Genomic DNA, 25,965 nt, shown 5'->3' on the forward strand with positions numbered 1-25,965 from the left:
TGAAGGTTAACGGTCAAAGGCCTTGGCAAAACCAATGCTGCGTTCGACGACCAAGACAATGGCAAGCGAGAGCGCGATCATCAGCACGGCCAGCACGGCCACCATCGGATCAGTGCGCTCATCGACATAGCGGTAGAGGGCAACAGGCAAAGTTTGCAGCCGCGGCCCGACGATAAAGAGCGACAATACGATCTCGTCGAAGGACAGAATGAGGGCGATGGCACTGGACGCGATCACGCCGGGTGTCAGCCGCGGCAGAGTAATTTGCATGAAAACCTGCAACGGTCGGGCGCCGAGCGTCATCGCCGCCTCATCGACATCCGTCCCGAGGTTGCTGAGTGCCGTCTGGAGGATGCGGATGCTGAAGGGGAGCGTCATGACGAGATGCGCGAGCACCAAGCCAGGATAGGTGGCGACCAAGCCGGCCGGGGTGAAGACCATCAGGATCCCCAATCCGAGCATCATGGCTGGCAGGACCAGCGGCGCGATGACCAGGCTGCGGATCAGATTGCGGCCCGGAAAATCAAGCCGCACCAGCGCATAGGCGGCCGGCAGTCCAAGCGCGAGGCTGAGGGCGGCGACAATCATCGCAATCAGCGCACTGTTGCGGAACCCCTGCATGAAGCTGGCATTGCCCAGTACGGCTCCATACCATTTCAGGCTCCAGCCCGAGGGCGGGAAGGAGAGATAGCTATCGGCGCTAAACGAAATGACGAGGATGATCGCCATCGGCATGAACACGATGCAAAAGACCAGGGTGACATAGGTGCGGGAGAACCAGGAGAGGAACTTCGTCATTCTACGCCCTCCGGGTCAGCAGTCGAAGGAGGAGGCCGGTCAGCCCCATCGCGAGAACAAAAAACGCCAGCATCAGAAAGGAAAGCGCCGCCGCCGTCGGCCAATCAAGTGAGACAAGCGCAAGATCGTAGACTTCGGTCGCCAGTAGGAATACCCGGCCGCCGCCGAGTAGCGATGGCGTGATAAAGGAGGAAACACAGAGCACGAAGCCGATCGTCAGTCCGGCAAGGATCGCCGGCAGGCTGAGCGGCAGGGTGACTTGCCAAAATACCGTCTGTGGCGGCGCGCCGAGTGACATGGCTGCGTCGTCCAGCCGTCTGTCCAGTTTGCCAAGCCCGGCCGCGATGGTGAGGAACATGTAGGGCATGATGCTTTCGGACAGGCCAATGATCACACCCGAATAGTTATTGACCATGTGCAGCGGCTCCGCTGTCAGCCCGGAAATTCGCAGCAGGTAGTTGACCGGGCCGTCGTCTCCGAGAGTTACCAGCCAGCCAAAGGATCGCACCACGGCCGAAATCAACAGTGGCGATGCGGCGAGCACTGTCAGCGGCGTTCGCCAGCGCGAAGTCATCCGCGAGAGCGACAACGCCATCGGATAGGCAAGCAGCAGTGCTACCACGGAGCAGGTGATCGACACACGCAGGGTTCGACCCAGAAGGTCCAGGTAATAGCTATCCCGGAGGATGCCGATGTAGGTCTGCAGGCTGACAGCCTTGGTAATTGCCCCGTAATCAGAAATGTTCAACGACATGCGGAACAGCCACAAGATCGGGGCAATGAAGGAAATGATCAGCACAATCAGCACCGGGCTGAGAAGCAGCCATGGCGTGAATCTTGTGCTGCTGCCAGGAACGGTAAAGCGGTTCATGCGGCAAAGATCCGCATATCGGTGGACCGCCAGCTGAGCGCCACCTCGGCCCCCGGTTGCGCGAGTTGCGCCTCGTCGCTGCCGGGACGAAGCTCGGCGACCAATGTCTGGCCTCCGGCCAGTTCCAGCCCCACCTCGATAATGCTGCCAACGAAGACGCTGCGGATCACGCGCGCCGTCAGGCCGCTATTCGATTTGCCAAGCTGGATGGCGTGGGGCCGGATCATGGCGGAAAATTTGGCGCCGTCAGCGGCGTCTTTGGGTAGATCTTCGGCGCGTGGTGCGGGAAGTAACTGACCCTTATGGCTCAGCTGCGGCCTACTCGCCATATGGCTGAGTGTGGCGGAGACACTATTGGCACGCCCGATGAAACCCGCCACGAAGGGTGTTGCAGCCTTGTCGTAGACCTCGACAGGCGTTCCTATCTGTTCGAGCCGGCCGCCATTCATCACCGCAATCCGGTCGCACATGGTCAGTGCTTCCTGCTGATCATGCGTGACAAATAGTGTCGTGATGCCGGTCCGTGTCTGGATATCGCGGATTTCGAAGCGCATCTCGTCGCGCAGTCGCGCATCGAGGTTTGACAAAGGCTCGTCGAGCAGCAGGATCTCGGGCTCGATGACAATGGCGCGGGCGATGGCGACACGCTGCTGCTGGCCGCCTGAAAGCTCGGCGGGGCGACGGGTACCGAACCCTTCGAGCCGCACCGCGCGCAATGCCTCCTTGACGCGCGCGGCGGTCTCCTCCTTGTCGACTTTACGCAGGCGCAGGCCAAAGGCAACGTTCTGAGCCACCGTCATATGAGGAAACAGGGCATAGGACTGGAACACCAGACCGAGGTTGCGCTCCCAAGGAGGCCGCGACACGATGTTCTCGCCGCCAATGATGATCTGTCCGGAAGTCGGGGTCAGAAGCCCCGCGAACATCCGCAGCGTTGTGGACTTGCCGCAGCCGGACGGACCCAGGAGCCCGATAAACTCGCCCTTTGCTATGTCGAAAGACAAGGAGTCCACTGCCGGTCGCTCACCGCCGTAGTCGAAGGTAAGCTTGTCGATCTGGATATGGGCGGGGGATGCGGCGAGTTTCATCGGTCCGTCCTGCTGGTTTACTTGCCGGCCGAGATGATCTGGCGCTTCCAGATCTGGTTCCACTCATCCGATTTTGTCGCAGCCCAGCCCCAGTCGAGTGGCAGTGTCTTGTCGAGCTTGCCTGCCACAGTGCGGGCCGTGGCTGCTTCACTGACCTTGGCCTTGGCATTCACCGGTGCGTAGAACATCACTTCCGTGAACGCGGCCTGGGCCTCGGGAGACAGCGCATAGTCGATGAAGGCCTTGGCGGCGACCGGGTTCTTGGAACCCTGCACGAGATTGATGGTATTGATCTGCAGGATGGTGCCTTCCTTTGGCAGCATGACCCCCAGTTTGCCCTTGGATTCATCGGCATAATACTGGCCGCGCGCATTCCAGCCGGTGCCCAGCACGTCGGTGCCATTGATGACCAGGGTATAGGCGTCAGGTTTCGGGTCGAAGGTCTGGACCCCCGGTGCCATCTCGGCAAGCTTGGCCGCGGATTGCTTGACGGACTTGGTATAGTCTTCTCCCAGCATGGCCGAGGTCATCACCATCAGGCCCGAGCCGAGGATGGAGGGCATCGAAGTCACGGCCATCTTGCCGGCGTACGTCTTGTCCCAGAGAACTTGGAGAGAGGTCGGTGCGGTTGGAAAGGCTTCGGTGTTGTAGATCACGACGAGGTTGTCGAAGGTTACCGCCGGGCCATAACCTTCCTTGACGATCGCCTGCGGCACCAGATCAGCAAGGCTCGGTACATCAGTCTTGCTCAGCGGCGCGAGCAAGCCTTCCTTGTCGCCGATCAGCGAGGTAGAGACGTCGAAAATCACCACGTCCGTCTGCGGATCGCCGGCCTGCGAGCGAAGGTTGCCCAGCATCGCCGACGAGGCGGGGGAAGGGAAATAGTTCACCTTCACGTTGGGGTACTTTGCCAGGAAGGGTTTGATGACCGCTTCGTTGTACTTGTCCTGAAAGATTCCGGAATAAGCGGTGAGCGTGATCTCGCCCGAGACATCGGAGGATTGCGCGTGTGCGGTGGTAGAGAGCAGCGCAGTAAAGATGATGGCAGGAACAAGACGGATACTCATCAACAAATTCTCCTGTCGGGTGAAGCGGCCCGGTTGTCGAAATGGCTGCCAGGATGGCAAGCAGCACGGTGAGGCACGGATCGGCCAGACCTTTCAGCGCTCGACTGATCCGTCGCGAAGAAGGTGATGGGAGGTTCAAACGATCCACTGCCCCGCGATGCAACGATCTCGGACCGACAAAGTCCAATCGAATTTTCTTAGTGTTGCCATCAGAAAAATTTTGCGCAAAATCTGGCTAAATTTATAGCCGAATGCTCCGGCTAAGAGCCTGAAAATTAATCATTATAGCAAACAAAAATCCTCCGGTCGCACGAAGGCGCCGGAGGATGAAGAGAGTTTTCCAAAGTGAAATCTATCGGGTTAGTAACCGCGTTTCGCGTCCGCAAGATCAGCGACGGTCCCGGTCTCGTGGAAGGTCCGAATGTTCTTCGCCACGATCTTGCTGCCAGTCGGCGCGTCGATCAGCGAGGCGACATGCGGCGTGACCGTAATCTTCGGGTTGGTCCAGAAAGGATGCGATTTGGGCAACGGTTCGACATGGAACACGTCGAGCGTGGCGCTGCTAATCTGTCCGGAATTCAGGGCCTCCAGAAGATCGCTATCGACCAGATGCGGACCACGCGCGGCGTTGATGATACTGGCGCCACGTTTCAGTCGATTGAAGGTGTCGGCATTGAGAATGCCACGGGTACTTTCTGTCAAAGGCAATAGGCAGACAAGGATCTCCGTACCCTCCAGAAACGCTCCGAAGCCCTCGGCGCCGGAGAAGCATTTTATGCCCGGCAGGTCCTTCTGAGATCGCGACCAGCCGCTGACCTCAAAGCCAATTTGCTTCAAGAGATCTGCGGCGATCGCACCCAGATTGCCGAGTCCCATCACGCCGACGCGTCGTTGCGTGGCGGGAGGCACTACAATCTGCTCCCAGACCTGGTGCGCCTGGTTTGCCTGAATGGCGGGCAGTTCGCGGTGGTGGCGCAGAACATGCATGGCTACATATTCCTTCATCCGCTGCGTCAGGTCGGTCCCGACCGTGCGGATGATCGGGACGTGCAGTGGCAGTTGTTCATCCGCCAACACATGGTCGATGCCCGCCCCCAGCGACACGATTGCCTTCAGGTTTTTGAACGGCTTCATGGCTCCGGTCGCTGGGCGCCAGACCACCGAGTAGGTCACAGCATCAGGATCAGGCACCTTGTTGATTGGATAGATGTTCCAATCCGGCATCAAATCACGGAGCATCTGGCACCACCACTCGGTCTTGTCTTCGGCGGGCAGGGAAACGGCAATGTTCATGGAGCGTCCTCAATTGGCTCATGCATCATAGTGTAGCTCCATTCACAGCAGGACAGGCGCGGAGGTCAAAGCAAAAATTCCTGTAAGTCTCATAGAAAATTTTTATGTAGATTTTCCATCGCTTTGCTCTAGGCTTCGACTATGAATTTCAAACAGTTGGAAGCCTTTTACTGGCTCACTCGTCTTAAAAGCTATCAGCGCGTCGCCGATCATATCGGCTTGACGCAACCGGCTGTTTCCGCACGGATCTCGGGTCTGGAGGACAGTTTCGGTATTCCTTTGATAGATCGCTCGCAGGCCGATTTCACCCTGACAGAACAAGGTTATGAGGTCGCCGAATACGCGGAGACGTTTCTCAATCTCAGCGAGACCCTGACCAGCCGTTTGAAGTCGAAGCAAAAAAGACGTTATACCATTGGCGTCGTTTCGATGGTGACACAGACCTGGGCAATCACCCTGCGCCACAAGATTGCCAATCTGCCCGACCCGCCATTGGTGGATTTCTATTCCGGCGCCAATCTCGATCTGCGACCCATGGTCAAATCCGGTGCGCTGGATATGGCTTTCGTAACAGGTGAAGCCGGTCTACCACAGATGGCGGACAGTTTTTCCGTCCTTTATCATGTCGGGTGGGTGGCGCGCCCGGATGTCGTGGGTGAGATCACCCGGCCATTGACGCCCGATGAACTGCGCGAACTGCCTCTGGTACTCTACCCGCACACATCGCCACTGTTCGGACCCGTCGCCGACTTGATCGAAGAAACGAAGCGACGGCCAAATTCCCGGCACACCGGCAATTCACTGGCCACGATCTGCGAGATGGTCAGGGCCGGTTATGGTGCGTCGGCGATGCCTCTGGTGTCGCTTGAGCCGGAAATCGTAACCGGAATGCTGGTCGAGATACCTACTACGGTCCAACTGGCACCATTGGACATCCGCTGCGTGCACCAGAACAGGGCGCGCAAGGCGCAGACCGAAGAAATATTCCAGCTTGCTCGGCAGGCCGCCGAAGAATGGGCTGCCGCCCATCCGCGTTATGTCAGCTTTCGCGCGACCTGAGTTTATTCGCCAGACAGATCGCTGCGCGTTGCGTCGTCCATATCGATACTACCCAAGAGTGCGGCGCCGACAGGCGCCGCACTCTTGGCCATGACGGCTCAGGCGGCAAAACGCTTTGAGACGTGATCGCGGATGAAGCCCGCGCCGATCTGAACCAGGCGCGCTGTGAGCGCCGCCCCGGTTTCAGCCGAGCAATAGACGGGGTCGCCGCCCCATACGCCGTTCGGCGCGCTTTCCATCGCCTCGATCGGCGCCTGCAAGCGGGCACCGGCATACTTTAACGCCGCAAAGCCTGCCACGTCGACGCCCATGGCCTTCTGGTCCTTCGGCGGCGCCTTCGCCAGATCCATGCGCAGAAGTTCTGGATAGTAATGCAAGCCGACCGAGGTTAGCGGATCACCGCCATGACCGGAGGATTTGGCCGCAGCTTCCGGACCGAGGATTTCCTTCAGCAATTCATAGCTGATCTGCCAGAGATACATCGACGCCACGAACATGCCGTTGGTCTGGCGCCATTTCAGTGAAACATCGTTGATGGCGCCGACGTTGCCGCCATGGCCATTGATCACCAGAACCTTGGTCAACCCGTGGCGGGCAAGGCAGGCGAACATGTCGTCGAGCACGGCGGCGAGCGTCGATTGGCTGAGGGCGATACCACCATGCGACGAGCCGAAATAGTCGGCTCCGCCAAAGGGGATGACCGGGGCGATGAAAGTCGGTACCCCTTCGGCCCGCGCGGCGCGGGCGATGTCAAGCGCCACCGCTTCGGCGGCAAGATAATCGCCCATCGGCGCATGGGTGCCCTGATCCTCCAGGGAGCCCATCGGCAGCAAGATGACGGCGTCATCGTTCAGGAATTGCCGGGCTTCTTCACTGGTCAGTTCGGCGATCTTGATCTTGTTGGTCAACATATTCGAATCCTTAAAGAATATCATGTCGAAGGCAGGCCGACTGATGCTGATCACCGACCGATTGTAGCGTCGGGACGGTTTCAGCGCAGGCGGGCTGGACGTAGGGACAACGACTGCGAAAAACGCAGCCGGACGGCAGGGAGAGCGGCGAGGGGATCTCACCGATCAGGCGGATGCGGCGGCTTTCGCGGTGCAGGCTGGGCTCAGCCGAAACCAGTGCCGCGGTATAGGGATGCTTCGGCGTGAAATGCACCTGATCAGCGGGACCAACTTCCATGACCCGACCAAGATAAAGCACCATGATCCGGTCTGAGATGTAGCGCACCACCGAGAGATCATGGCTGATGAACAACAGCGAAACCCCGGTCTTGGCGCGCAAATCGGCCAACAGGTTGAGTACCTGTGCCTGAATGGATACATCCAGCGCCGACACGGCTTCATCGCAGACGATGAAGCTTGGCTCGACGGCCAGCGCACGCGCAATGCCGATGCGCTGGCGCTGCCCGCCGGAAAATTCGTGCGGCCGTCGGTCGAGGAAGCTCGGATCCAGTCCGACGAGATTGACGAGCTCGATCAAGCGCGGCACGCGGGCAGGTCCCTTGTGCAGTCCATGCGCATCGAGTGCTTCCGATAGAACCGCGCGGATGGTTTTGCGCGGATCGAGGCTGGCATAGGGATCCTGGAAGATGATCTGCATCTCCTTGCGCAGATCGCGCAGCCGGGCAGGCGAGACCGTGTTCAGATCCTGTCCGTTGAAGCGCATCACGTCGCTCTTGGATTCGATCAGTCGCAGGATGGCACGGCCGATCGTGCTCTTGCCGGAGCCGCTTTCGCCGACGAGGCCCAGCACCTCTCCGGGTGCAACGCTGAAACTGACATCGTGCAAAATCTTCAACGTCCGCTTGGAGAAGAGACCGCCTGGCCCGAGAGGGTAGCTCTTCTTGAGATTCTGAACGTCGAGAAGTGGAGCGGGGTTCATGCGGCCTCCGTCTGGGGGTTCTGCAGGCCGACAGGCGCCTCCGGCGCGCGCAGACAACGCACGGCGCGCTCGCTATCGGCGCTGGGATAGAGCGTTGGCCGGATTTCGGCGCATGCGGATATTGCGATCGGACAGCGGTCACGGAAGGCACAGCCCGAGGGGCGGGCGGAGGGCAGGGGCGGTGTGCCGGAAATCGCCGGAAGCCGGTCACCTCCAGTGGAATGCAGCCCTTCATGGGAAGAGGGCATGCTTTCAATCAGCGCGCGCGTGTAGGGATGATGCGGATCGTACAGGATCTGGTCGGCAGGGCCTTCTTCAACGATCTGGCCCGAATACATGACCGCTACGCGGTCCGCGATGTCGGCGACAATCCCGAGATTGTGGCTGATGAACAGCAGGCTGAGGCCACTCCGCTGATCCTGCCGCAGGCTGTGTAGCAGTTCGATGATCTCGGCCTGAATCGTTACGTCGAGCGCGGTCGTTGGCTCGTCGGCAATCAGAAGGCGCGGCTCGCAGGTCAGAGCCATGCCGATCATGACACGCTGGCGCATGCCGCCCGACATCTGATCTGGGTAGCTGTCGATCCGTCGTTCAGCGTCATTCATGCCCACCCGCTTCAGCAGTTCAATCGCATGCTTGCGGGCGTCGGCTTTGGACATCGGGCGGTGCGCGAGAATGGCCTCGACCATCTGGTCGCTGATCTTGTGGATCGGATTGAGCGAAGTCATCGGCTCTTGAAAGATCATGGCAATGTCATTGCCGCGGATCTCCTCGAGCGTGCGGGCATCCACAAAGCCCAGGTTAACCACATCGCCGGTTTTGCGGCGCAGTTGCAGCGTGCCCGACGCCTGCCGGATGGCTCCGGGCAGGAGACCCATCAGCGCAAGCGAAGATAGGGATTTCCCCGAACCGCTTTCGCCGACAAGTGCCGTACATTGATTGGCGCGCAAGGTCAGCGAGACGTCTTCGATCACAGCAACAGGCGTTTCAAACCGGGAGGTCTCAAGCCGCAGATTGCTGATCACGGCGACAATATCGGGATCGCGTATCGCCGGCGAGTCTGCGAGGGCCAGTGGCACCGAGACCTCATCCATGCAGCTGCTGGCGGCCCCCTTCGGGTCCAGCGTATCGCGCAGGCGGTCGCAGAAGAAGTTGATCGCATAAATCGTCAGCACCAATGCAGTGCAGGGTATCATGATGCCGATTGGATCCTGGTTCATGAACTGGCGAGCACCGCGGATCATCTGACCCCAGGACGGTGCGGGTGGCACCACGCCGAGGCCGAGGAATGAAAGGCCGCTTTCGATGGTAATCGCCGCGGCAGCCGTCAGCGAATACTGGACCGATACGGGGCCGGCGATGTTCGGCAGGATAGTGCCAAGCACGATACGGTATGACGGCGTGCCAAGCGCGCGCGAGGCCTCGACAAAATCGAGCGAGGTGACGCGCAGCGCTTCGGAAAAGGCGATGCGCGCAAATGTCGGAAAATAGAGTACGGACAGCACTGCCACCAAGGTGCCGGCACCGGGGCCGAACAGGGTAACGACCAGCAGTGCCAACAGGATCGGCGGGAAGCATAGGACGATGTCGGACAGCCGGGTCGTCACGAACTCCGATGGACCACGGAAATAGGCACCGATCAGGCCGAAAAGCGTGCCGACGATGCAGGCGATCGTGGTGGCGACAAAGGCGACGGTCAACGAGACCTGTCCGCCGTAAAGCACCCGGGCCAGCCGGTCACGGCCGAATTCGTCACGTCCCAACCAGTGTGTGAGATCCGGAGCGGCAAGACGGTAGCGTACGCCGATCTTGATGGGATCTTCCGCGGTGATCAGCGGGGCGGCGAACGGGATGATGATCAACGCAGCAAGAAGGACGCTGGGCATGATCATGCGCTTGGGAAAACGGGGGATTGAAATCATTGCAGGCGGATCCTCGGATCAAGCAGCGAGGATAGGATATCGATCACCATATTGATGCCGATGAAGATGGCGGCGACCGTCAAGATGATGGCGCGAACGGTGGGATAATCCCGCTGTTCGACCGCCGAAACGAGCAGGCCGCTGAGCCCTGGCCAGTTGTAGACGAATTCGACGAGGACGGTGGATCCGAGAAGAATACCAAGCTGTAGGCCGACTACGGTGATGATCGGTCCGAGCGCGTTGTAAAGAATGTGACGACGGACCACCCGTTTGCGGCGCAGGCCCTTTGCCACGGCAGTGCGGACCCAGTCATGACCACGCATTTCCAGAACGCTTACGCGCGTCATGCGAAAGACAATTGTGGCCAGGTGCAGGCCGACGGTCAGCGAAGGCAGTACCAGCATCTGCAGGTGTTGGAGAGGATCGCTTGGGAACACGACATAGCCGCCGGCTGGTAACCAACCCAGCAACTGCGCAAAGAAATAGATGAACAGGGTGCCGACGACGAAACCCGGCACGGAGGTAAGCAGTGCATTCACGGCCGAGGTCGCAATATCGAACTTGCCGCCAGCCCGCAAACCCGCCGCTGTGCCCGCCGGAATTGCCAGCATCAGTGCAAGGATGGCGCCCACAACGATGATCTCCAGCGTACGTGGCAGGCGCAGGGCGATGGCAGAGGAAATCGAGCCGTTGTCCACGATCGATGTACCGAAATCCAGCCGCGCGGTATTGTAGATAAAGGTCGCGTATTGGACCATGACGGGCTTATCCAAGCCCATATTGGAGCGGAGATTGGCAATGGCCTCCGGGGTCGCCGAGCCGCCGCCTGTCGATAGCAGCAGTTCCGCCGGATCGCCCGGCACAATGATCAAAAGCGAGAAAATGATTGTACCGATAACCAGCAGCATGGCAGCAGCGGCTGCTATGCGACGAGAGATGAAGGCCAGCATTCAGCACTCCTTATGCGAGTTTCGTTTCGTCGAGCGCGTAGCCTGATGAACCGCTGAGAAACCCGGGCAGCTGTTCGAACCCTTCGACCGATTGCTTCATGGCATAGGCCTGGATCCGCCAGTTCAGTGGAACCTGCGGCACCTCTTCGTAATAGGCGACCACGAGCTGCTGATAGATCGTCTTGCGCTTGGCTTGGTCGACTTCGTTGCGGCCCTGTTCCAAGAGCCCGTCGATGCGGGCGCTCTTGAAGCCGAAGGATTGCAGATAGGAGGGGTTGCCCGAGTACAACAGCGACCAGAGCGCATCGGGGTCGTTGTAGTTGCCCGACGTGCCGTGAACGGCAATGTTGTATTTGCCTTCCTTGCCCGCTGTGACGCGTGTGCCCCAATCGGGAAGGTCCAGCGTGGCATTGATGCCGATCGCGGCGAGATAGGCCTGAACTACGGATGCCGTATCCTGATGCATTCCGTAAGTGGCGGTTGCCAGCAGGCGGCACTCAAAGCCGTTCGGATATCCGGCCTCTGCCAACAATGCCTTGGCTTTCTCGACATCATATTTCCATTCATGCGCCGGATCGGCGAGATCGAATGGCGATCCCTGCGGGTTCGGCAGGCCGTAAAGCGGCACACCGCGTCCGGCAAACGCGGCATCAACGACATCCTGTCGTTCGATGGCATAGCCCACCGCCTGGCGCACCTTGGCATTGGCAAAAGGACCGTCGGTGACATTGAACAGCAGGAACATGAACGGCCCCAGCGTGGTCTTCATCTTCAGCGTTTTAGAAGCCTCGACCGCATCGAACTGTGTCCAGGGAAGATATTCGATCAGATCGACGTCGCCCGCCTCGAGTGCTGCATAACGAAGGTTCTCATCGGCATAGGCAATGAAGCGGATGCCGTCGACCTCGGGCTGATCCGCCATATAGAAGCCCTTGAAACGCGACAGCTCGATATAAACTCCTTTTTCGCTGGCCTTCATCGTAAACGGCCCGGCGCCGATCATCGCGCTTTCGGTACTCTTCTTCGAGATCACCGGGCAGCAATAGCTGGCCATCAGATCAAGGAAGATGGCGCTTGGCGCCTTCAGCGTGACCTGCACGGTCTTGTCATCCAAAGCGTTCACGGCCGCGATAATCTTCAGATCACTCTTCAGATAGGCGGTAGAGCCCTCCTTGGTAATCTCGTTCAGCGAATAGATCACATCGGTAGCGGTTACCGGACTACCGTCATGGAAGACGGCGTTCTGGCGCAATTTGAAGACGGCAGTGGTCGGATTGCTCCATGTCACGCTTTCGGCGAGCTCGGTGACCAGCTTGCCGGCCGCATCGTAGCCCATCAGTCCGCGAAACAGCATCAGTTTGACGGTATTGGCAGCGCCGCCCGTGTTGTCGAAAGGCTTGATGGTCGGCGGGAAGGTGGAGAGGCCGAATTTCAACACAGTGCCGGGTGTCTGGGCATGGGTGCCCTGCGGCAACGTAAGCGCGACAATACCTGCGCCCAGGCTGACCAGTACCCTGCGTCTCGTCGTTTTGCAGTTCAGGGAATCGGAAGGTGTCACAGTTGCCTCGAAATTGTTGGAGGGAAAGTGCGGCTTCGTTCTGTGTTGGACAGTCCAGCTTCGTTGAGGTTCGCTGTCCAATCGAAAATATTTTTATGGCATATAGATTTCTTTGCCATTCAAAGGGTGGATGGGAGCGCCTGAAAATTAGGCGATTGATTTATATGCACAAATCATAGCCAGCGGCGCATGGCCGGCAAGCGAAAGAGGTCGGCGGTCGTTTGCCGGAACCAACAAATTTCTTCTTGAATGAAGCTGGAAAACTCTAGCCTCCGCTGGTCCAGAAACCGGGGCGGTCACTCCTCTTGGGCATACGCTCTCTGGCAGGAGCGGGGCCATCCGGTTTCGTCCACCCTCGTCGCCGCTGCATGGCATGCATCCCCTCATAAGGCGGGGCTCATGGCCCGACTCATGCCGGCAACACTCGTCGCGCAAGCGGCGCAAAGAAACAGAATTGAATCAGAAGGACTGCAGACGGAGAAAAGACAATGAAGCGGTATTGAGCGGACAGGATTTGATCGATGTCGACATGAGTCAGGCGAAGTGGTTTCGCCCGGGCTTTGCTCCAATGGGTCGGTTTCAGCCGACTTCGCATGGGGACATTGGTTAAGCCGAGATTGGAGGGCGCCATCTCGCAAATGGTTTCCACAACCCGCGACCAACGTTGTGCGGCGTCTTCAGTGTGTGATCGCCGTTACCAGCCAGTCGTTATCGCGAAGGGGGGCCAGCATCGCGCGCGCATCGTCCAGTGCCTTGCTTTCGTTGAGCAGGCTCCATGATGCCTTGGGAGGTTCGAGGGCTAGCCTGTCGAGTTTGACGCTCAACTTTTGTGCCGTGCCCGGAGGGGTCCAGCCGCCCGTGTGGCGGAATCCACCGGGTTCCATCCGGTTGGCAGAGCCGGCATAGTCATGCAGCATTGTTTCAATCGGCTGTCCATGGATGAGAGAGTCGATTTCTTCGGGCGACCAGCCAAGCGCCGGGAGATGCGTTTCCAGCCGATGATGATTTGTATCGTTGCTGGCGCTCAATGTGGGCAGGGGGGCGAAGTTTCCGGCGAACACCACCAAGGCGGCAAGTCCGGGACTGATGAATTGCGGTTGCAGCCAGGACTGTGCGGCGCCTTCCGGGCCGAGATAAAAGGCTGCGTGAATGTCTTCGCGCCCAGCCAGTGCCGCATACCGGGCGACGGCCATGGCCGACAACTTTTCCCGGTCACCGATCTCCCATGCCGCCAACAGGTCCGAAACCTCCCGCTTCAAGGCTGGCGTGATGGCGCAACGAAAAGCGTGATGAAGCACTGCCATGTCGAATTCTCCCGTGAAAAGCCGCCGGACCAGGGGCCGGCGGCGAAAGAAAATATTATGATTTTCTGAAGTTAAGTCTACTGAGCGGTGCAATTTCCCAGAGTACCGTTGATGACGGTAACACCAGAGCCGGCCCTGGTGGCGAGGATCCGGAAACCTGCGGCTGCCACTCTACTGGCTGCAGCATTTGTCGTATCGTCTACTATTTGGGCTCTTGCGATGCTCCAGTGGCCAGGCTGGATGCTGTCGAAGGTGATATTCCAGGGGAAAGGCCTTGGGTGATCGAGGGGATTCGGACTGACCGGGGTGGGGATACCGGCATTGCCCACTGGAACCTGGGTGCCGACCAGCGGACCGATCAGCTCGCCAAGGTATACCTTGACGAAGCACTGGGCTGCGGGCGTTGCTGTACGCGCGGCATCATCGTTTGGATTGTGGAAGAATGAGAGCGTCGGTGGGGTTCCGCTGACACCGAAGCTCGCCAAAGTCCAATCGACAACTCCCGTTCCGGGATTGGCATTAACGCTGCGATAGACGGAATAAGCGTTCGCCGCACTTGCAGTGCCAAGCGCAACCAAGGCGACAAATGTCGCAGCAAGGATGCGGCTGCGTAGTTTGGTAATTTGCATAGCGGTTCTCCTTTTCACGATAGGGGGATGAACGTTCCCCGCGGCATACGGGGAGCGCTGACCGGCGACGCATGTCGCCGGACCTGCTAGGCGGTGAGCGAATTCGCGCCGTCCGCCGTGTCTGTGAGTGTTCGGGGAGGCGCGTTGAGGTCGCCTCCGGGCATTCAAGCGAAAGGCGCGTCGGCGCCCCGCACCATGGTCTTGCGCAGGATGTTCCCGGCGTCGGGGTGAGGTGCTGCTCGAGAGGATGAGGGTCCGGGCTGTCCGCCGCCCTGGTGGGGGGCGGCGGACATCATGTGGCTCATGCGGGTGAAGGGGTGTTGGGGCGGCGCTTCACCCGCATGGCCACACGAGGCTTATTCGAGTTCAACGCTCCACTTGCCGTTCGATTCGAGTTCGACGTCGCAGATGGTGTAGCCGCCGGTGAAGTCGCAGCCAGCGGCTGTCTTGCTCGACTGCGTGAAGTTCATGACGTTGCCTGGCGTATACAAACCGGTCTGGACGTAATATTTGAGGACCGGCTGGCAATCGGTATAGTTGCTCGGATTTGCGTGTACGAAGTTGGAGAGTACGATGCCGCCGTTGACGGAGACCGCTGAGCCGATGTTGTAGTAGGGCGGAGAGTCGGCGATCGGCGTTTCGATGCGGAAGGAGCCCGCCTGCACACCTTCCAGATGTTTCGGTCTGGAAAGACCAAGCGGAGCGACAGATGCTTCCGTCCAGTTGTTCGGCGAACTGCCTTTCGCCTTCGGAGTAAGATCGATGGGACGGCTGGCGGATGCAAAGCCGGAGGCGGCCCCGACTTGCGGCAGCGAGTGCGTCTGCTGGATGCCGGCATAATATTGCATGTTGACCTGGAAGGTCAGGATTGCGCCGGTATCATCATAGTTGCCGAGAGACAGTGAATAGAGGCTGTTCGAATAGACCGGCCCACCGCCGGAATAGATAGCCGGCTCCTGGAAGAAATAGAAATTCTGCGTCTGTTTCTGGTAGTTCTTCACGTTGATGGTCAGCAATGTAGACATGGTCAACAATCCTTTGCGTTGAGAGTGAAGCAAGGGTTCCGGCCGCGGCGAAAGCTGTGCTGATCTGGCTTTCCTGTGCCGGCGCCGTGACCAAAACCCTGATTAGGAAGATCTTTTGTATTGCCTTCTTAATCAACCTAAAGCTGTTGACTTGAGGTTGATAAACGCATTGGAATTACGCTCAGCGTAATGACTGTTCCGGAGGGATGGCTTCAAGCAGGTCGAGGAGGCGGGATCGGATCGTCGCGGGCCGGCTGCGCAGCGCGAGCACCCATTGCAGTTCGGTGGCGGAGATCGTGCTATCCCGGTGCCAGTCTATGGTACCGCGCCCGAGCAGGAGCCAGTCGAGCGAGACGTCGAGCACGCGGGCCAGTGCGGAGACGCTTTCCAAAGAGGTATGACCGCCATTCTGCCAGCGTGAGACGGCAGCGACTGACACATTAAGCTCGGCGGCGAGGGCATGCACTTTCCGGATCTTGCGTTGAGAGATCGCCTGTCGAATACGTCTGCCGCGAGCGGGGTCGTGAGCCATATAAATTCTTCCTATGGTTGGGTTTGGAACAGCCCAGCCATAGGGAATTTTAGATATATCAAATATTAGATGATGCTTATGGTTAGTGGAGGGAAAACAGTCTGGCGCAAGCCCTTTCTCTGCCCGCTATGACGACGTCAAACTGTCGATTTTTGATCCGTGCTGCAACACAGGAGGGTCGTGTGAAGATGCGCCTTGAGGCGGGGACGAGCGGCAATACTGCGCTGTCTTCGCGACCGCGAATCGAAATGGTCCTGTTTGGGTTCATGCGACTTGATCGCGCGGCCAAGGCGAACCTGCCACAAGTGGAAACGGGCCATAAGACCCGTTGATCAAAGACCCAGCAGATGATGCTTGGCGACCGTCGTGACTTCGCGCGTCAGGTCAACCAGCCGATCAGCGGCAAGGCGGTTCATCTGCCAATAGAGGAGGACGTCCAATGGCGTTTCCGGGATGAGCTCGACCAGCCGGCCGGACGCCAGGTGCTCACGCACGAGGGCCGCCGGGTTCATGCCCCATCCCATGCCGGAAAGGCTGGCTGCGACGAACCCTTGCGTCGACGGCAGCCAATGCGCCGGAGGGCTCAGATCTTCCCCGAACACCTGACGCATCCACCGGCTCTGGAGCCTGTCTTTTTGGTTGAAGGTCAGCGCGGGCGCTTTGCCAATGGCCTGTGCCGTGACACCCTGCGGGAAATGCCGGGCAATGAAATCCGGGCTTGCCGTTGCATGATAGCGCAGCGCACCGAGAGACATGCGCCGGCAGCCCGAAACCGGCTTTTCCAGACTGGTGACCGCGGCGACCACCTGACCCCGCCGCAGCCATTCGGCGGTATGGTCCTCGTCATCGATCGCGATGTTCAGCAGATATGGCGAGCGGTTGGCGAAGTTCGACATGGCCGTCAGGAACCATGTTCCGAGACTGTCGGCATTGGTCGCGATGTGCAGCGTCACCCTCGGTTCGGGTTCTGTCGGATCGACAAGGGAGGGTAAATGCCCGAATAGCTCGATTTCGAGCATGCCGACATTTTCCATGTGCCGGCAGAGCCATTCTCCCTTCTCGGTCGCGATGCAGGGATTGCCCCGTACGATCAGAACGATGCCGAGGCGCTCCTCGAGCTGTTTCACGCGTTGCGAGACGGCTGAGGGCGTCACATTGAGAAGGCCTGCGGCCTTCTCGAAGCTGCCTGTTTGAACGACCGTCGAAACGGCGCGGAGAGCGGAATAGTCGAGCATGGATTAGTTTTTCTTAATTGGGATTAGCAGCATTAATTACCCTAAACAAGCGACATGCGATAGCGGACAACTCACGATATCCAGGGAGCGTTCGAGGCATGAATTTTCCGGTTTTTGGGACAGGCCTGATGATGGGACTAAGCCTCATCGTCGCGATCGGTGCACAGAACGCCTTCGTGCTCCGCCAGGGGCTGCGCAATGAGCATATATTCGCCGTCTGCTTCGCCTGTGCATTGTCGGATGCCGTGCTGATCACGCTGGGCGTGAGCAGTTTCCGGCAGATCGCCGCCTTGCTGCCCTGGCTCGATCCGGTCATGCGCTATGGAGGAGCAGCGTTCCTGATCTGGTACGGAGCGAAAAGCCTCTATTCCGCTTTTCGCTCGTCAGGTGCTTTGGGGGTTCAGGACGCGGGTGCATCGAACTTTCGGGCGACCCTCCTCACCTGCCTTGCTCTCACCTGGCTCAATCCGCATGTCTACCTCGATACGGTCATGCTGCTCGGTACGATCTCGACGCGCTTTCCGGGATATGAGGTCTCCTTCGCGGCGGGCGCTGTAACCGGCTCGTTTCTGTTCTTCTTCTCGCTCGGCTATGGCGCGATCTGGCTGCGGCCGATCTTTTCGAGGCCGGCATCCTGGCGGATTCTGGAAACGGTCATCACGCTGACAATGTGGATGATTGCCCTGAATCTGTTGAGACAGACGTAACCGCATTCTGTGGTGGGCCTGTAACAGGACGGCGCGGCGTCAGCAGCCCGTCGTAAATTCTCCCTATAATTATCCGGCTAATTAGATTCGCCCGCCGATGAGCAGAGGTTTTTGCGCGAAGCCAGGAAATCGATGAAGGTGCGGACCTTGGCGGAAAGGTACTTTCTGCTGGGATAAACGGCGTGGAGGGTCGCGCTGAATTTGACGGCATCGGGCAAGACCAATTCCAGCCGGCCTTCGGCAATGTCGGTTTGCGTCATCCATACAGGCAGAAAGACAAGCCCCATGCCCTCAAGCGCCGCCAGATGCAGCATGATCTCGTTTTCACTTTGCATGACGGGGCGGAAGTTCACCGTCTCCGGCCCCTGCGGCCCCTTGAACGTCAAGCTGCCGCTCGCGTTTATGCCGCTATAAAGCAGCAGCGAGTGGCCATTGAGATCGGTCAGTGCGACCGGACGGCCGGTGCGCGACAGATAGGCGGGAGCCCCGACAAGATGAAAGCCGACCTCCATCAATGGGCGTGCGATAAGGCTGGGGTCTAGCCGCTCGGGTGTCGTCGCCCGTAGGGCAAGATCGAAGCCTTCATCCACGAGATTGACGATCCGGCCGCTGAGATCCATGTCGAAGCGCACATCAGGATAGCGCTGATGATACTCAGCAATCGTGCGGGCTATGAGCGTATTTGCAATCCAAACGGGAGCGCTGAATTTCAAGATCCCGCGCGGCATGACCGTGACGTTGCTGACGGCGGCTTCCACTTCGTCCAGCCCGTCGAGCATTTGCCTGGCTTGATTGAAATAGAGCATGCCGGTTTCGGTGATGCTGACATGGCGGCTGGTTCGGTTCAGCAGCCGGGTTCCGAGGCGGCTTTCCAGGTGCATCACATGCTTGCTCGCCATCGCCGGCGAGAGACCAAGACGATCCGCCGCAGCCGTGAAGCTCTTAAGCTCCGCCACCGTACAGAAGACCCGAAGGCTCGTTAACGTATCCATCGATCATCAACATATAGGAAATGTTCCTTCAATGTAAGGCGCATTGATCAACTTGTGTGAAAGGCTCAGTTTCGACGGACGAGAAGGAAAAACCTTCCTATCGGTTTTGCACCCGCTGCTTCGCAAGGATAGACTATGACGACCGAACTCCGCCTTCCGACCTATTTCGTCAGTCATGGCGGCGGTCCCTGGCCGTATATCACCGACGACTTCCGCCGTAATTTCGACAGGCTAGAGCAATCGCTGATCGAGATGCGGGCGGAGCTCGACAACGCACCCAAGGCGATCCTCGTGGTCTCGGGTCATTGGGAGGAGCCGGGCTTCACCATCTCATCCGGTGCCAGACCGGGTATGGTCTACGACTATCACGGTTTCCCGGAGTACCTCTATCAGATCAAATATGACGCGCCCGGTTCGCCCGCGCTTGCAAAGCGCGTGCTGGATCTTCTGCAGGCACGCGGTTTCGATGCCGGACTTGATCCGGCCCGCGGCTTTGACCACGGCACGTTCAGCATCATGAAGCCGCTCTATCCGGATGAGAATATTCCGGTCGTTCAGCTCTCACTGGATGCCAGCTACGATCCAGCGCTGCACCTTGAGGCCGGGCGCGCTCTGGCGCCGCTGCGTGACGAGGGCGTGCTGATCATCGGCAGCGGCCTCAGCTATCACAACCTGCGGGAAATGCGGGGCAGCAGCGGCCATGAGCCTTCCCGCCAATTCGACGCCTGGCTCCAGCAGACGCTGGTTCACTCCTTGCCGCATGAGCGGGCCGAGCGGCTGCTGGAATGGGAGAAAGCTCCCTTCGCCCGTGCCGCGCATCCACAGGAAGATCATCTCATCCCGCTGATGGTGGCGGTGGGTGCCGCCCGGGACGAACCCGGCGCCGTGACCTATCACCAGACTGACTTCGCGGGCGGGCTCACCGCATCCAGCTTCCGCTTCGGCAATGCGCCCGGAGCGCCTCTATCCAAAGGAGGAACCCAATGAGCGACACGACGTCGAGGCCGATTGTCTACTTCAAGAACAACTGCCCCTTCTGCCTGAAGGTGAAGCTGTTCCTGCTCGAAGCCGGCATGATGGACGATGTGGAGATCCGTGAATTCGAGCCGGGATCGAAGCAGGAGAAAGAGATTCGCGCCGAACTCGACACTCGCCTCGAGAAGGTGAGTTTCCCTTCAGCCCAGCTCGAACCCGGTCGCTATATCGCTGAGTCCGACGACATCATCGCGTTTCTGGCCGCTAGGTCGGGCCGAGAGCCCGCCAGCATGCCGGTGCTTAACAACTATGTTGAAGGCGCGCTCAAGCCAATGCTGAAGCTCTGGAAAGAGAATCTCGAGCTTAAAGCTGCCGCCGCCTGATCACCCGAACAGCCATCCAGGAGAAATACCATGCCCAACACGGCCAAATGGACGCCCCATATCCTCGCCATCTTGCGGATCGTGACCGCGCTGCTGTTCCTTGAACATGCGACGATGAAATTCTTCCAGTTCCCGGCGGCGATCCCGGGCGTGCCCTATCCGCTGCCCGCCATCATGCTGGTCGCCGGCGCAATCGAGATCGTGACCGGATTGTTGATGACGGTCGGATACTACGCCCGCATTGCAGCCTTCGTCGCCGCAGGCGAAATGGCCGCCGCCTATTGGATGGCCCATGCGCCACAGAGCTTCTGGCCGGCGCTCAATATGGGCGAGCCCGCCATCATGTTCTGCTTCATCTTCCTTTATCTCGCCTTTGCTGGTGCGGGCAGCTGGGCGCTCGATAATGTCTGGCGCCCGTCCACGAAAGAGGTGTCGCTCGCCAAAGGCGCGTGACCTTCAATCAATGCGCTCCCCTAGCCCGGGAAGAGAAATAGTCCCCGTCAAACCGATCAAACACACTCCCTGATGGGAGCCTTTAAAGGACGCCTCGATGAAACTGCTGCACATTGATTCCAGTGTTCTCGGTGATAACTCCGTCAGCCGCATTCTCTCGGCCGAGATCGTCGCCCGCCAGAAGGCACTGCACCCTTCGATCGATGTCATCTATCGCGATCTGGCCTTGGATGTTGCAAGCCACCTTTCGGGCGGTCACATCGCTGCCCGGCACGGTGCACCGATAGAAGAACAGGGCCTGCGTGGAGACATTGCCAAAGGCGACGAATATCTGACCGAGCTGCTCGGTGCCGATATCATTGTCATCGGAGCCCCGATGTATAATTTTTCGGTCTCTTCTCAATTGAAGGTTTGGATCGACCGTATCGTCGTCGCGGGTCGCACATTCACGTACAACGATACCGGCGAGGTTCGGGCCCTGGTCTCTCCGTCGAAGAAGATCTTCATTGCTTCCACACGCGGCAGTGCCTATGCGCCGGGCTCGCCTTATGCCGCATTTGAACATCATGAAAGCTACCTCAAGGGCGTTTTTGCCTTTCTCGGCCTGCATGATGTGACCATCGTTCGGGCAGAAGGCCTGGCATTCGGCCCTGAAGCCAGAGATGCGGCTATTTCCCAGGCTCGCGGCGAGATTTCGTCAATCTCTGCCTAGGCATCCGAGCCCGGCAATCATCGTCAAGCACGAAAATTCCCACGCAAATAGGCTGCCCCAACCGGGCAGCCTATTTGCATTCCTCTCTCGCCGAACAAGGGACAGACTTCAATTTTCGACGGATATGTTCTCAATTATGCACCGGAATTGATTCTATCCGGTATTCTGATCGAACCCGCCGACGACCCACGATAAGGACATGTGATGCAAGGAATAACGATCGCGCTGGCGCTTTTGGCCATGGTGGTGGTCAGCGGGACGGTGACCCGGATTCTGCCGATTGCGGTGCCTTTGCCGCTGATCCAGATCGGACTGGGGATGCTGGTCGCCGTCGTGACGGGCCGGGCGGTCGAGCTGGATCCGTCGATCTTCTTCCTGCTCTTCCTGCCTCCCGTGCTGTTTCTGGATGGCTGGCGCATCCCGAAGGAGGGACTGCTGCACGACAAGGGCATCATTCTCGAACTGGCGCTCGGCCTTGTGCTTTTCACCGTTCTCGGGGTCGGCATCTTCATTCACTGGATGATCCCATCTGTGCCGCTGCCCGTCGCTTTCGCGCTGGCGGCAATCCTGTCGCCCACCGATCCCATTGCCGTTTCGGCGATATCGGCGCGCGTTCCGATCCCGAAGCGATTGATGCACATCCTGGAAGGTGAATCTCTCCTCAATGACGCATCGGGCCTTGTCTGCATGCGTTTCGCCGTGGCTGCGGCGGTGACGGGAGCCTTCTCCGTCGGCGAGGCAGTCACCACATTTCTGTGGCTTGCACTGGGCGGGATCGCCATTGGTGTCGGTCTGACATGGGCCGTCACGCGCACGCGCGACCTTGTTTCCCGCAAACTCGGAGAGGACACCGGCTCCCATATCCTGATCAGCCTGCTGATCCCGTTCTGTGCCTATCTCGCCGCTGAGCATTTTCATTGTTCGGGCATTCTAGCTGCTGTCGCCGCCGGGATCACCATGAGCTTTGTCGAACGTCGCGGTCGGGCGCTCGCCATTACACGGGTCAGAACACAAACCGTCTGGGATACGGTCCAGTTCGCGATGAACGGCATGGTCTTCGTGCTTCTTGGACAGCAGTTTCCAAACATCGCTTCCAGCGCGGCGAAAGTCGTGCGCGAGACCGGTCACGGTCATCCGATCTGGCTGGTCATCTACGTCGCGGCCATCACGGCGGCGCTTGTGATCATGCGGCTGAGCTGGGTCTGGATTTCCCTTCGCTTCACGCTTTTTCGCGCGGCAAGGCGAGGGGAGACCATAAGGACACCGAGCTGGAGGCTCGTGGTTGCGACATCGCTTGCCGGCGTTCGCGGCGCGATTACCCTTGCTGGTATCCTGACGCTGCCTTTGGCACTGGACGACGGCAGCGCCTTTCCGGCGCGCGAGCTTGCGATCTTCCTTGCCGCAGGTGTCATCATCACCTCGCTGGTCCTGGCGAGCGTCTTTCTTCCCTTTCTGCTGAAGAATCTCGATCTGCCCCCCGAGCCGACACATCGGCAGGAGGAGGACGCGGCACGGATCGCAGCGGCAGAGGCGGCCATCAAGGCGATCCAGGCGGCCCAGCACCGAATGGGCGAAGGGCGGAGCGATGCCGATTTTTACTCGGAAGTCGGGGCAAGGCTCATGGAATTTTATCGCGAACGCATCGACGGGCGTTCCAAGACGGGCGATGAGGCCGAGCAAGTGCAGCGAATGGAGGATATCGAACGCGCCCTTCGGCTATCGGGGCTTCGTGCCGAACGCGATGCGATTTTTGGGATGGCCCGCGCGCGAAAACTTCCCGAGGCGACAGCCAAGACACTGGTTCGCGAAATAGATCTGCTCGAGGCACGTTTGGTATCCAGCACGTAGTTGCTTTCGGCCGGGTACTCACCGTCGCCTATGCCGCTTACAACGTGTTTGCTCTGCCCGTTGACCCGGTTCGGATACCCCAGGAATTTATCGCATCGCCAGCCCGTCCGTTGGCAAGATCGAACTCGTTGATCATCAGGCCGGGCAGAAAGAATGCATTGTGCGCCTGAGCCGCAAAGTTGCTCTCATAGTGTGAAGGGGTGAGCGCATAGGTGGCGAAGAGGCCGACGCTCCGGCCGCGGAAGTCCGTCCGCTCGAGAAAGCTCATGATGGGTGTTGCAACGGTATTCCACCACACCGGGCCTCCGACGAGGATCAGATCATAATCCGATACGTCAGGGGGATCGCCGAGCAACGCGGGAAGCGTACCGGTTTCAAGCTCGTATCTCGATCGCTCCGCCGCCTTGCGGATGTCGGAGGGGTAGGGGTCTGCCATTCTGATCTCGAAAAGCTGCGCGCCAACATGCGCCCGGAGCTTTTCCGCAACCGATCTGGTGTTCCCCGTATAGGAATAGTAGGCAAGCAGTATCCTGGGGGGGTCTGCTGCGAAGCTCCAGCTTGGAACGATCGCCATAGCGGCCATCGAGGTGAGCATAGTACGGCGAGAAAGCTGCATGCCCTTACTTCCTTTTCAGAGGCTCGTTGCGAGCGGCCGGCTCATCTCAATATTTTTTCAACATGAACCGCATCGATTGAACGTCGTTGAACACCTGCTCATGCCCTTGCGGATTGTGGCTCGCGATGAAGATGTGAGGGCATCGTCTCGTTGAGGAGCAGGGCGAGATTCGCGGGATCGCTTTCACCTTCGTCCGCAAATCTCATGAGTTCCCGCGCGGCGATGATCGCGGGTTGGTCGGAAAGCCTCAGATCGTGGTGGGAGCAGAAGTCTTCCAGCACTTTGCGCAATATTGCGATCTGCGATAGCTCGATGGCCAATTTCTTATCCTCCTGTTGGTTTCGACATTGCCGAACGTGCAGTGAATTTCGAACCGGAAGATAGGCCAAGCATGTCGCAGCTTTGTGCCGAAGATGTAGACGCATGTCGCGGAGCACGATGCGGCTCGGCCAAGGCACGAAGACAGGCTCATCTTGACAATGCCCGGGCCAACGCAGTGCCAAGCCCCACGTTTTTCAGGAGCTCTGCTCCGCTTTGGCCCTTGTCGTCACGGCGCGGGGCTCTTGCTGCGTCGCAGCATCGGAGCGCGCGTTAATTGCCATAAAGTTGCGACAGCTTGTTACAAATTGGCCCGTGCCGGGCACATCCCTGCGACAGCCGCCGTGTAGTTTGCCGCCTCCAAAGTCCCCAAGACGTCGACGGAGTTGAGCACGATGGTTCCGACCTCATACCCTTTGAAATGCAAAGTATCGGCCACGCGATCTAAGGGCGAGCCGACCGGCGGTCACTGCCGGCGCGACCGCTGATCGCCATCCCCGCCCATCAGATATGGAGTTCCATATGCGTATGCTATTCGTCCGCTTGGCTGCCGCTTCTATAACAACCTTGAGCCTGACCGCGTGCGAACGGGGCGAGGCTTCCGCTCCGCAGACCCCACCGCCGCCAGCCGTCGGCTTCATCACGGTTTCCCCCGAGGCGCTGCCGATGACCACGGAGCTTCCCGGCCGGGTGACCGCCACGAGAGTGGCAGAGGTCAGGCCGCGCGTTTCGGGGATCGTCACCGAACAGGTCTTTCAACAGGGCGCGACGGTAAGCCAGGGAGACGTGCTCTATAGAATCGACCCGGCGCCCTTCAAGGCCCAGGTCGACAGCGCCGAAGCCACTCTGCGCAGGGCACAGGCGACGCATCTGGATGCGAGGCAGACCGCCGAGCGGCAGGAACAGCTCCGCAAGTCGAATGTCACCAGCCGGCAGGATTATGATTCCGCCGTCGCCCGGCTGGCGCAGGCCGATGCGGATGTCGCCGTCGCAGAGGCAGGGCTCGTCTCGGCCAAGCTGAACCTGCAATATTCCGATGTGACGGCGCCGATCTCCGGCCGGATCGGGCGCGCCATGATCACCGAGGGTGCGCTGGTCTCGGCCAACGGCTCCGAGAACCTGGCGACGATCCAGCAACTGAACCCGATCTATGCCGACTTTACGCAACCCGCTGCCGATCTCATCCGTCTCCGTAAGGCGTTCGCCAATGGGAGCCTGACCGCGGGGTCCAACGAGGCCCGCGTCGGGTTACGCCTTGATGACGGGACGGAATACCCGCATCCCGGACGGCTGCTGTTCTCGGAGGCGGCCGTCGATGCGACCACCGGGCAAGTCACTCTTCGGGGCGAGTTTCCCAATCCCGACGGCGAACTGCTGCCCGGCATGTATGTACGCGTCGAGGTCGCGCAGGGAACCCGAAACGCAGGCCTTGCGGTCCCGCAACAGGCTGTCCAAAGGGACGCGGCCGGCAATGCAAGCCTTCTCGTCATCGCGAATGAAAACAAGCTTGAGCAGCGCAGCGTTGCGGTCGGCCGCGCGGTCGGCCAGCGCTGGATCATAGATCAGGGCATTCAAGCCGGAGACCGCGTCGTTGTCGACGGCTTCCAGCGGGCGCGCGCCGGCGCGACGGTAGCACCTCAGCCCTGGAGCGATTCCACCGTCGCCGCCGCCAAACCGACAGCGGAAACGGCCGAGCGTGCGGCCGTCCAAGCCAATTTGCCCCTGCAAAGATAAGGTGCC

26 protein-coding genes are annotated in these 25,965 nt (G+C 59.4%); 8 read left to right on the forward strand and 18 right to left on the reverse strand.

Translation table 11 applies throughout. The features are described from left to right. Window positions 1-6 precede the first annotated feature (6 nt). The 5 genes from RRH01S_RS07945 to RRH01S_RS07965 form a co-directional block, all read right to left on the reverse strand. A complete protein-coding gene (locus tag RRH01S_RS07945; RefSeq protein WP_034522426.1) occupies window positions 7-798 on the reverse strand; it encodes an ABC transporter permease in 792 nt (263 codons plus the stop codon). 1 nt (window position 799) lies between these two features. Beyond that, a complete protein-coding gene (locus RRH01S_RS07950; protein ID WP_034522424.1) occupies window positions 800-1,669 on the reverse strand; it encodes an ABC transporter permease in 870 nt (289 codons plus the stop codon). After that, complete coding sequence (locus tag RRH01S_RS07955; protein WP_042470754.1) at window positions 1,666-2,757, reverse strand: ABC transporter ATP-binding protein; 1,092 nt, start codon at window positions 2,755-2,757, stop codon at window positions 1,666-1,668. Before RRH01S_RS07955 ends, RRH01S_RS07950 begins: the two co-directional genes overlap by 4 nt. 17 nt (window positions 2,758-2,774) lie before the next feature. Next, on the reverse strand, window positions 2,775-3,824 hold the full coding sequence (locus RRH01S_RS07960; RefSeq protein ID WP_007689199.1) for an ABC transporter substrate-binding protein: 1,050 nt from the start codon (window positions 3,822-3,824) through the stop codon (window positions 2,775-2,777). Between the two features lie 360 nt (window positions 3,825-4,184). Further along, a complete protein-coding gene (locus tag RRH01S_RS07965; protein WP_034522420.1) occupies window positions 4,185-5,117 on the reverse strand; it encodes a 2-hydroxyacid dehydrogenase in 933 nt (310 codons plus the stop codon). Between the two features lie 156 nt (window positions 5,118-5,273). On the opposite strand from RRH01S_RS07965, the gene RRH01S_RS07970 reads away from it, so the two are divergent. Then, window positions 5,274-6,176 (forward strand): LysR family transcriptional regulator, encoded by a 903-nt coding sequence (locus RRH01S_RS07970; protein WP_234711663.1) that lies wholly within the window; start codon window positions 5,274-5,276, stop codon window positions 6,174-6,176. A gap of 98 nt (window positions 6,177-6,274) precedes the next feature. On the opposite strand, the gene RRH01S_RS07975 is transcribed toward RRH01S_RS07970, so the two are convergent. The 10 genes from RRH01S_RS07975 to RRH01S_RS08025 all read right to left on the reverse strand — a co-directional run bounded on the left by RRH01S_RS07975 (window position 6,275) and on the right by RRH01S_RS08025 (window position 17,221). Beyond that, a complete protein-coding gene (locus tag RRH01S_RS07975) occupies window positions 6,275-7,087 on the reverse strand; it encodes a creatininase family protein (RefSeq protein WP_037221965.1) in 813 nt (270 codons plus the stop codon). A gap of 10 nt (window positions 7,088-7,097) precedes the next feature. After that, the gene (locus RRH01S_RS07980) at window positions 7,098-8,066 is read right to left on the reverse strand and encodes an ABC transporter ATP-binding protein (protein WP_034522418.1); all 969 of its coding nucleotides are present in this window, start codon (window positions 8,064-8,066) and stop codon (window positions 7,098-7,100) included. Further along, window positions 8,063-9,988, reverse strand: coding sequence for a dipeptide/oligopeptide/nickel ABC transporter permease/ATP-binding protein (locus tag RRH01S_RS07985; RefSeq protein WP_034522417.1), 1,926 nt, complete (start codon window positions 9,986-9,988; stop codon window positions 8,063-8,065). Before RRH01S_RS07985 ends, RRH01S_RS07980 begins: the two co-directional genes overlap by 4 nt. Beyond that, on the reverse strand, window positions 9,985-10,938 hold the full coding sequence (locus tag RRH01S_RS07990) for an ABC transporter permease (protein ID WP_042470757.1): 954 nt from the start codon (window positions 10,936-10,938) through the stop codon (window positions 9,985-9,987). The genes RRH01S_RS07985 and RRH01S_RS07990 overlap by 4 nt, the downstream gene beginning before the upstream one ends. Window positions 10,939-10,948: 10 nt before the next feature. Then, window positions 10,949-12,496 carry an ABC transporter substrate-binding protein gene (locus RRH01S_RS07995; protein WP_051696905.1) on the reverse strand — a complete coding sequence of 516 codons (1,548 nt, stop codon included), beginning with the start codon at window positions 12,494-12,496 and terminating at the stop codon, window positions 10,949-10,951. Window positions 12,497-13,173: 677 nt separating this feature from the next. Next, window positions 13,174-13,800, reverse strand: coding sequence for a hypothetical protein (locus tag RRH01S_RS08000; RefSeq protein WP_012649260.1), 627 nt, complete (start codon window positions 13,798-13,800; stop codon window positions 13,174-13,176). A gap of 77 nt (window positions 13,801-13,877) precedes the next feature. Further along, window positions 13,878-14,429, reverse strand: coding sequence for a hypothetical protein (locus RRH01S_RS08005; RefSeq protein WP_012649261.1), 552 nt, complete (start codon window positions 14,427-14,429; stop codon window positions 13,878-13,880). Between the two features lie 356 nt (window positions 14,430-14,785). Further along, entirely contained in the window at window positions 14,786-15,454 is a 669-nt protein-coding gene (locus RRH01S_RS08010) for a hypothetical protein (RefSeq protein WP_007689219.1), read from the reverse strand. Between the two features lie 181 nt (window positions 15,455-15,635). Further along, window positions 15,636-15,986 carry a helix-turn-helix domain-containing protein gene (locus tag RRH01S_RS08015; protein ID WP_012649262.1) on the reverse strand — a complete coding sequence of 117 codons (351 nt, stop codon included), beginning with the start codon at window positions 15,984-15,986 and terminating at the stop codon, window positions 15,636-15,638. Window positions 15,987-16,318: 332 nt separating this feature from the next. Further along, complete coding sequence (locus RRH01S_RS08025) at window positions 16,319-17,221, reverse strand: LysR family transcriptional regulator ArgP (RefSeq protein WP_012649263.1); 903 nt, start codon at window positions 17,219-17,221, stop codon at window positions 16,319-16,321. A 98-nt stretch (window positions 17,222-17,319) separates the two neighbouring features. Between RRH01S_RS08025 and RRH01S_RS08030 the strand changes: the two genes are divergently transcribed. Beyond that, window positions 17,320-17,928 carry a LysE/ArgO family amino acid transporter gene (locus RRH01S_RS08030; protein WP_007689224.1) on the forward strand — a complete coding sequence of 203 codons (609 nt, stop codon included), beginning with the start codon at window positions 17,320-17,322 and terminating at the stop codon, window positions 17,926-17,928. Window positions 17,929-18,005: 77 nt separating this feature from the next. Here the strand turns inward: RRH01S_RS08030 and RRH01S_RS08035 are convergent, their stop codons facing one another. After that, window positions 18,006-18,920, reverse strand: a complete 915-nt coding sequence (locus RRH01S_RS08035; protein WP_012649264.1) for a LysR family transcriptional regulator — start codon at window positions 18,918-18,920, stop codon at window positions 18,006-18,008. A gap of 135 nt (window positions 18,921-19,055) precedes the next feature. Between RRH01S_RS08035 and RRH01S_RS08040 the strand changes: the two genes are divergently transcribed. From RRH01S_RS08040 to RRH01S_RS08060, 5 genes are all read left to right on the forward strand, one after another. Beyond that, complete coding sequence (locus RRH01S_RS08040; RefSeq protein WP_034522413.1) at window positions 19,056-19,907, forward strand: DODA-type extradiol aromatic ring-opening family dioxygenase; 852 nt, start codon at window positions 19,056-19,058, stop codon at window positions 19,905-19,907. Further along, the gene (locus RRH01S_RS08045; RefSeq protein ID WP_007689227.1) at window positions 19,904-20,278 is read left to right on the forward strand and encodes a glutathione S-transferase N-terminal domain-containing protein; all 375 of its coding nucleotides are present in this window, start codon (window positions 19,904-19,906) and stop codon (window positions 20,276-20,278) included. Before RRH01S_RS08040 ends, RRH01S_RS08045 begins: the two co-directional genes overlap by 4 nt. A 30-nt stretch (window positions 20,279-20,308) precedes the next feature. Then, window positions 20,309-20,731, forward strand: coding sequence for a DoxX family protein (locus RRH01S_RS08050; RefSeq protein ID WP_012649266.1), 423 nt, complete (start codon window positions 20,309-20,311; stop codon window positions 20,729-20,731). Window positions 20,732-20,828: 97 nt separating this feature from the next. Continuing rightward, window positions 20,829-21,443, forward strand: coding sequence for an FMN-dependent NADH-azoreductase (locus tag RRH01S_RS08055; protein WP_007689229.1), 615 nt, complete (start codon window positions 20,829-20,831; stop codon window positions 21,441-21,443). Window positions 21,444-21,647: 204 nt separating this feature from the next. After that, entirely contained in the window at window positions 21,648-23,291 is a 1,644-nt protein-coding gene (locus RRH01S_RS08060) for a Na+/H+ antiporter (RefSeq protein WP_042470764.1), read from the forward strand. A 37-nt stretch (window positions 23,292-23,328) separates the two neighbouring features. On the opposite strand, the gene RRH01S_RS08065 is transcribed toward RRH01S_RS08060, so the two are convergent. Beyond that, on the reverse strand, window positions 23,329-23,907 hold the full coding sequence (locus tag RRH01S_RS08065) for a flavodoxin (RefSeq protein ID WP_042470767.1): 579 nt from the start codon (window positions 23,905-23,907) through the stop codon (window positions 23,329-23,331). 98 nt (window positions 23,908-24,005) lie between these two features. Beyond that, on the reverse strand, window positions 24,006-24,227 hold the full coding sequence (locus RRH01S_RS08070) for a hypothetical protein (RefSeq protein ID WP_007689232.1): 222 nt from the start codon (window positions 24,225-24,227) through the stop codon (window positions 24,006-24,008). Window positions 24,228-24,747: 520 nt separating this feature from the next. On the opposite strand from RRH01S_RS08070, the gene RRH01S_RS08075 reads away from it, so the two are divergent. Further along, a complete protein-coding gene (locus tag RRH01S_RS08075) occupies window positions 24,748-25,959 on the forward strand; it encodes an efflux RND transporter periplasmic adaptor subunit (protein WP_042470770.1) in 1,212 nt (403 codons plus the stop codon). Window positions 25,960-25,965: the final 6 nt, after the last annotated feature.

Origin of the sequence: Rhizobium rhizogenes NBRC 13257, from assembly GCF_000696095.1 — a bacterium.
GTDB lineage: Bacteria > Pseudomonadota > Alphaproteobacteria > Rhizobiales > Rhizobiaceae > Rhizobium > Rhizobium rhizogenes.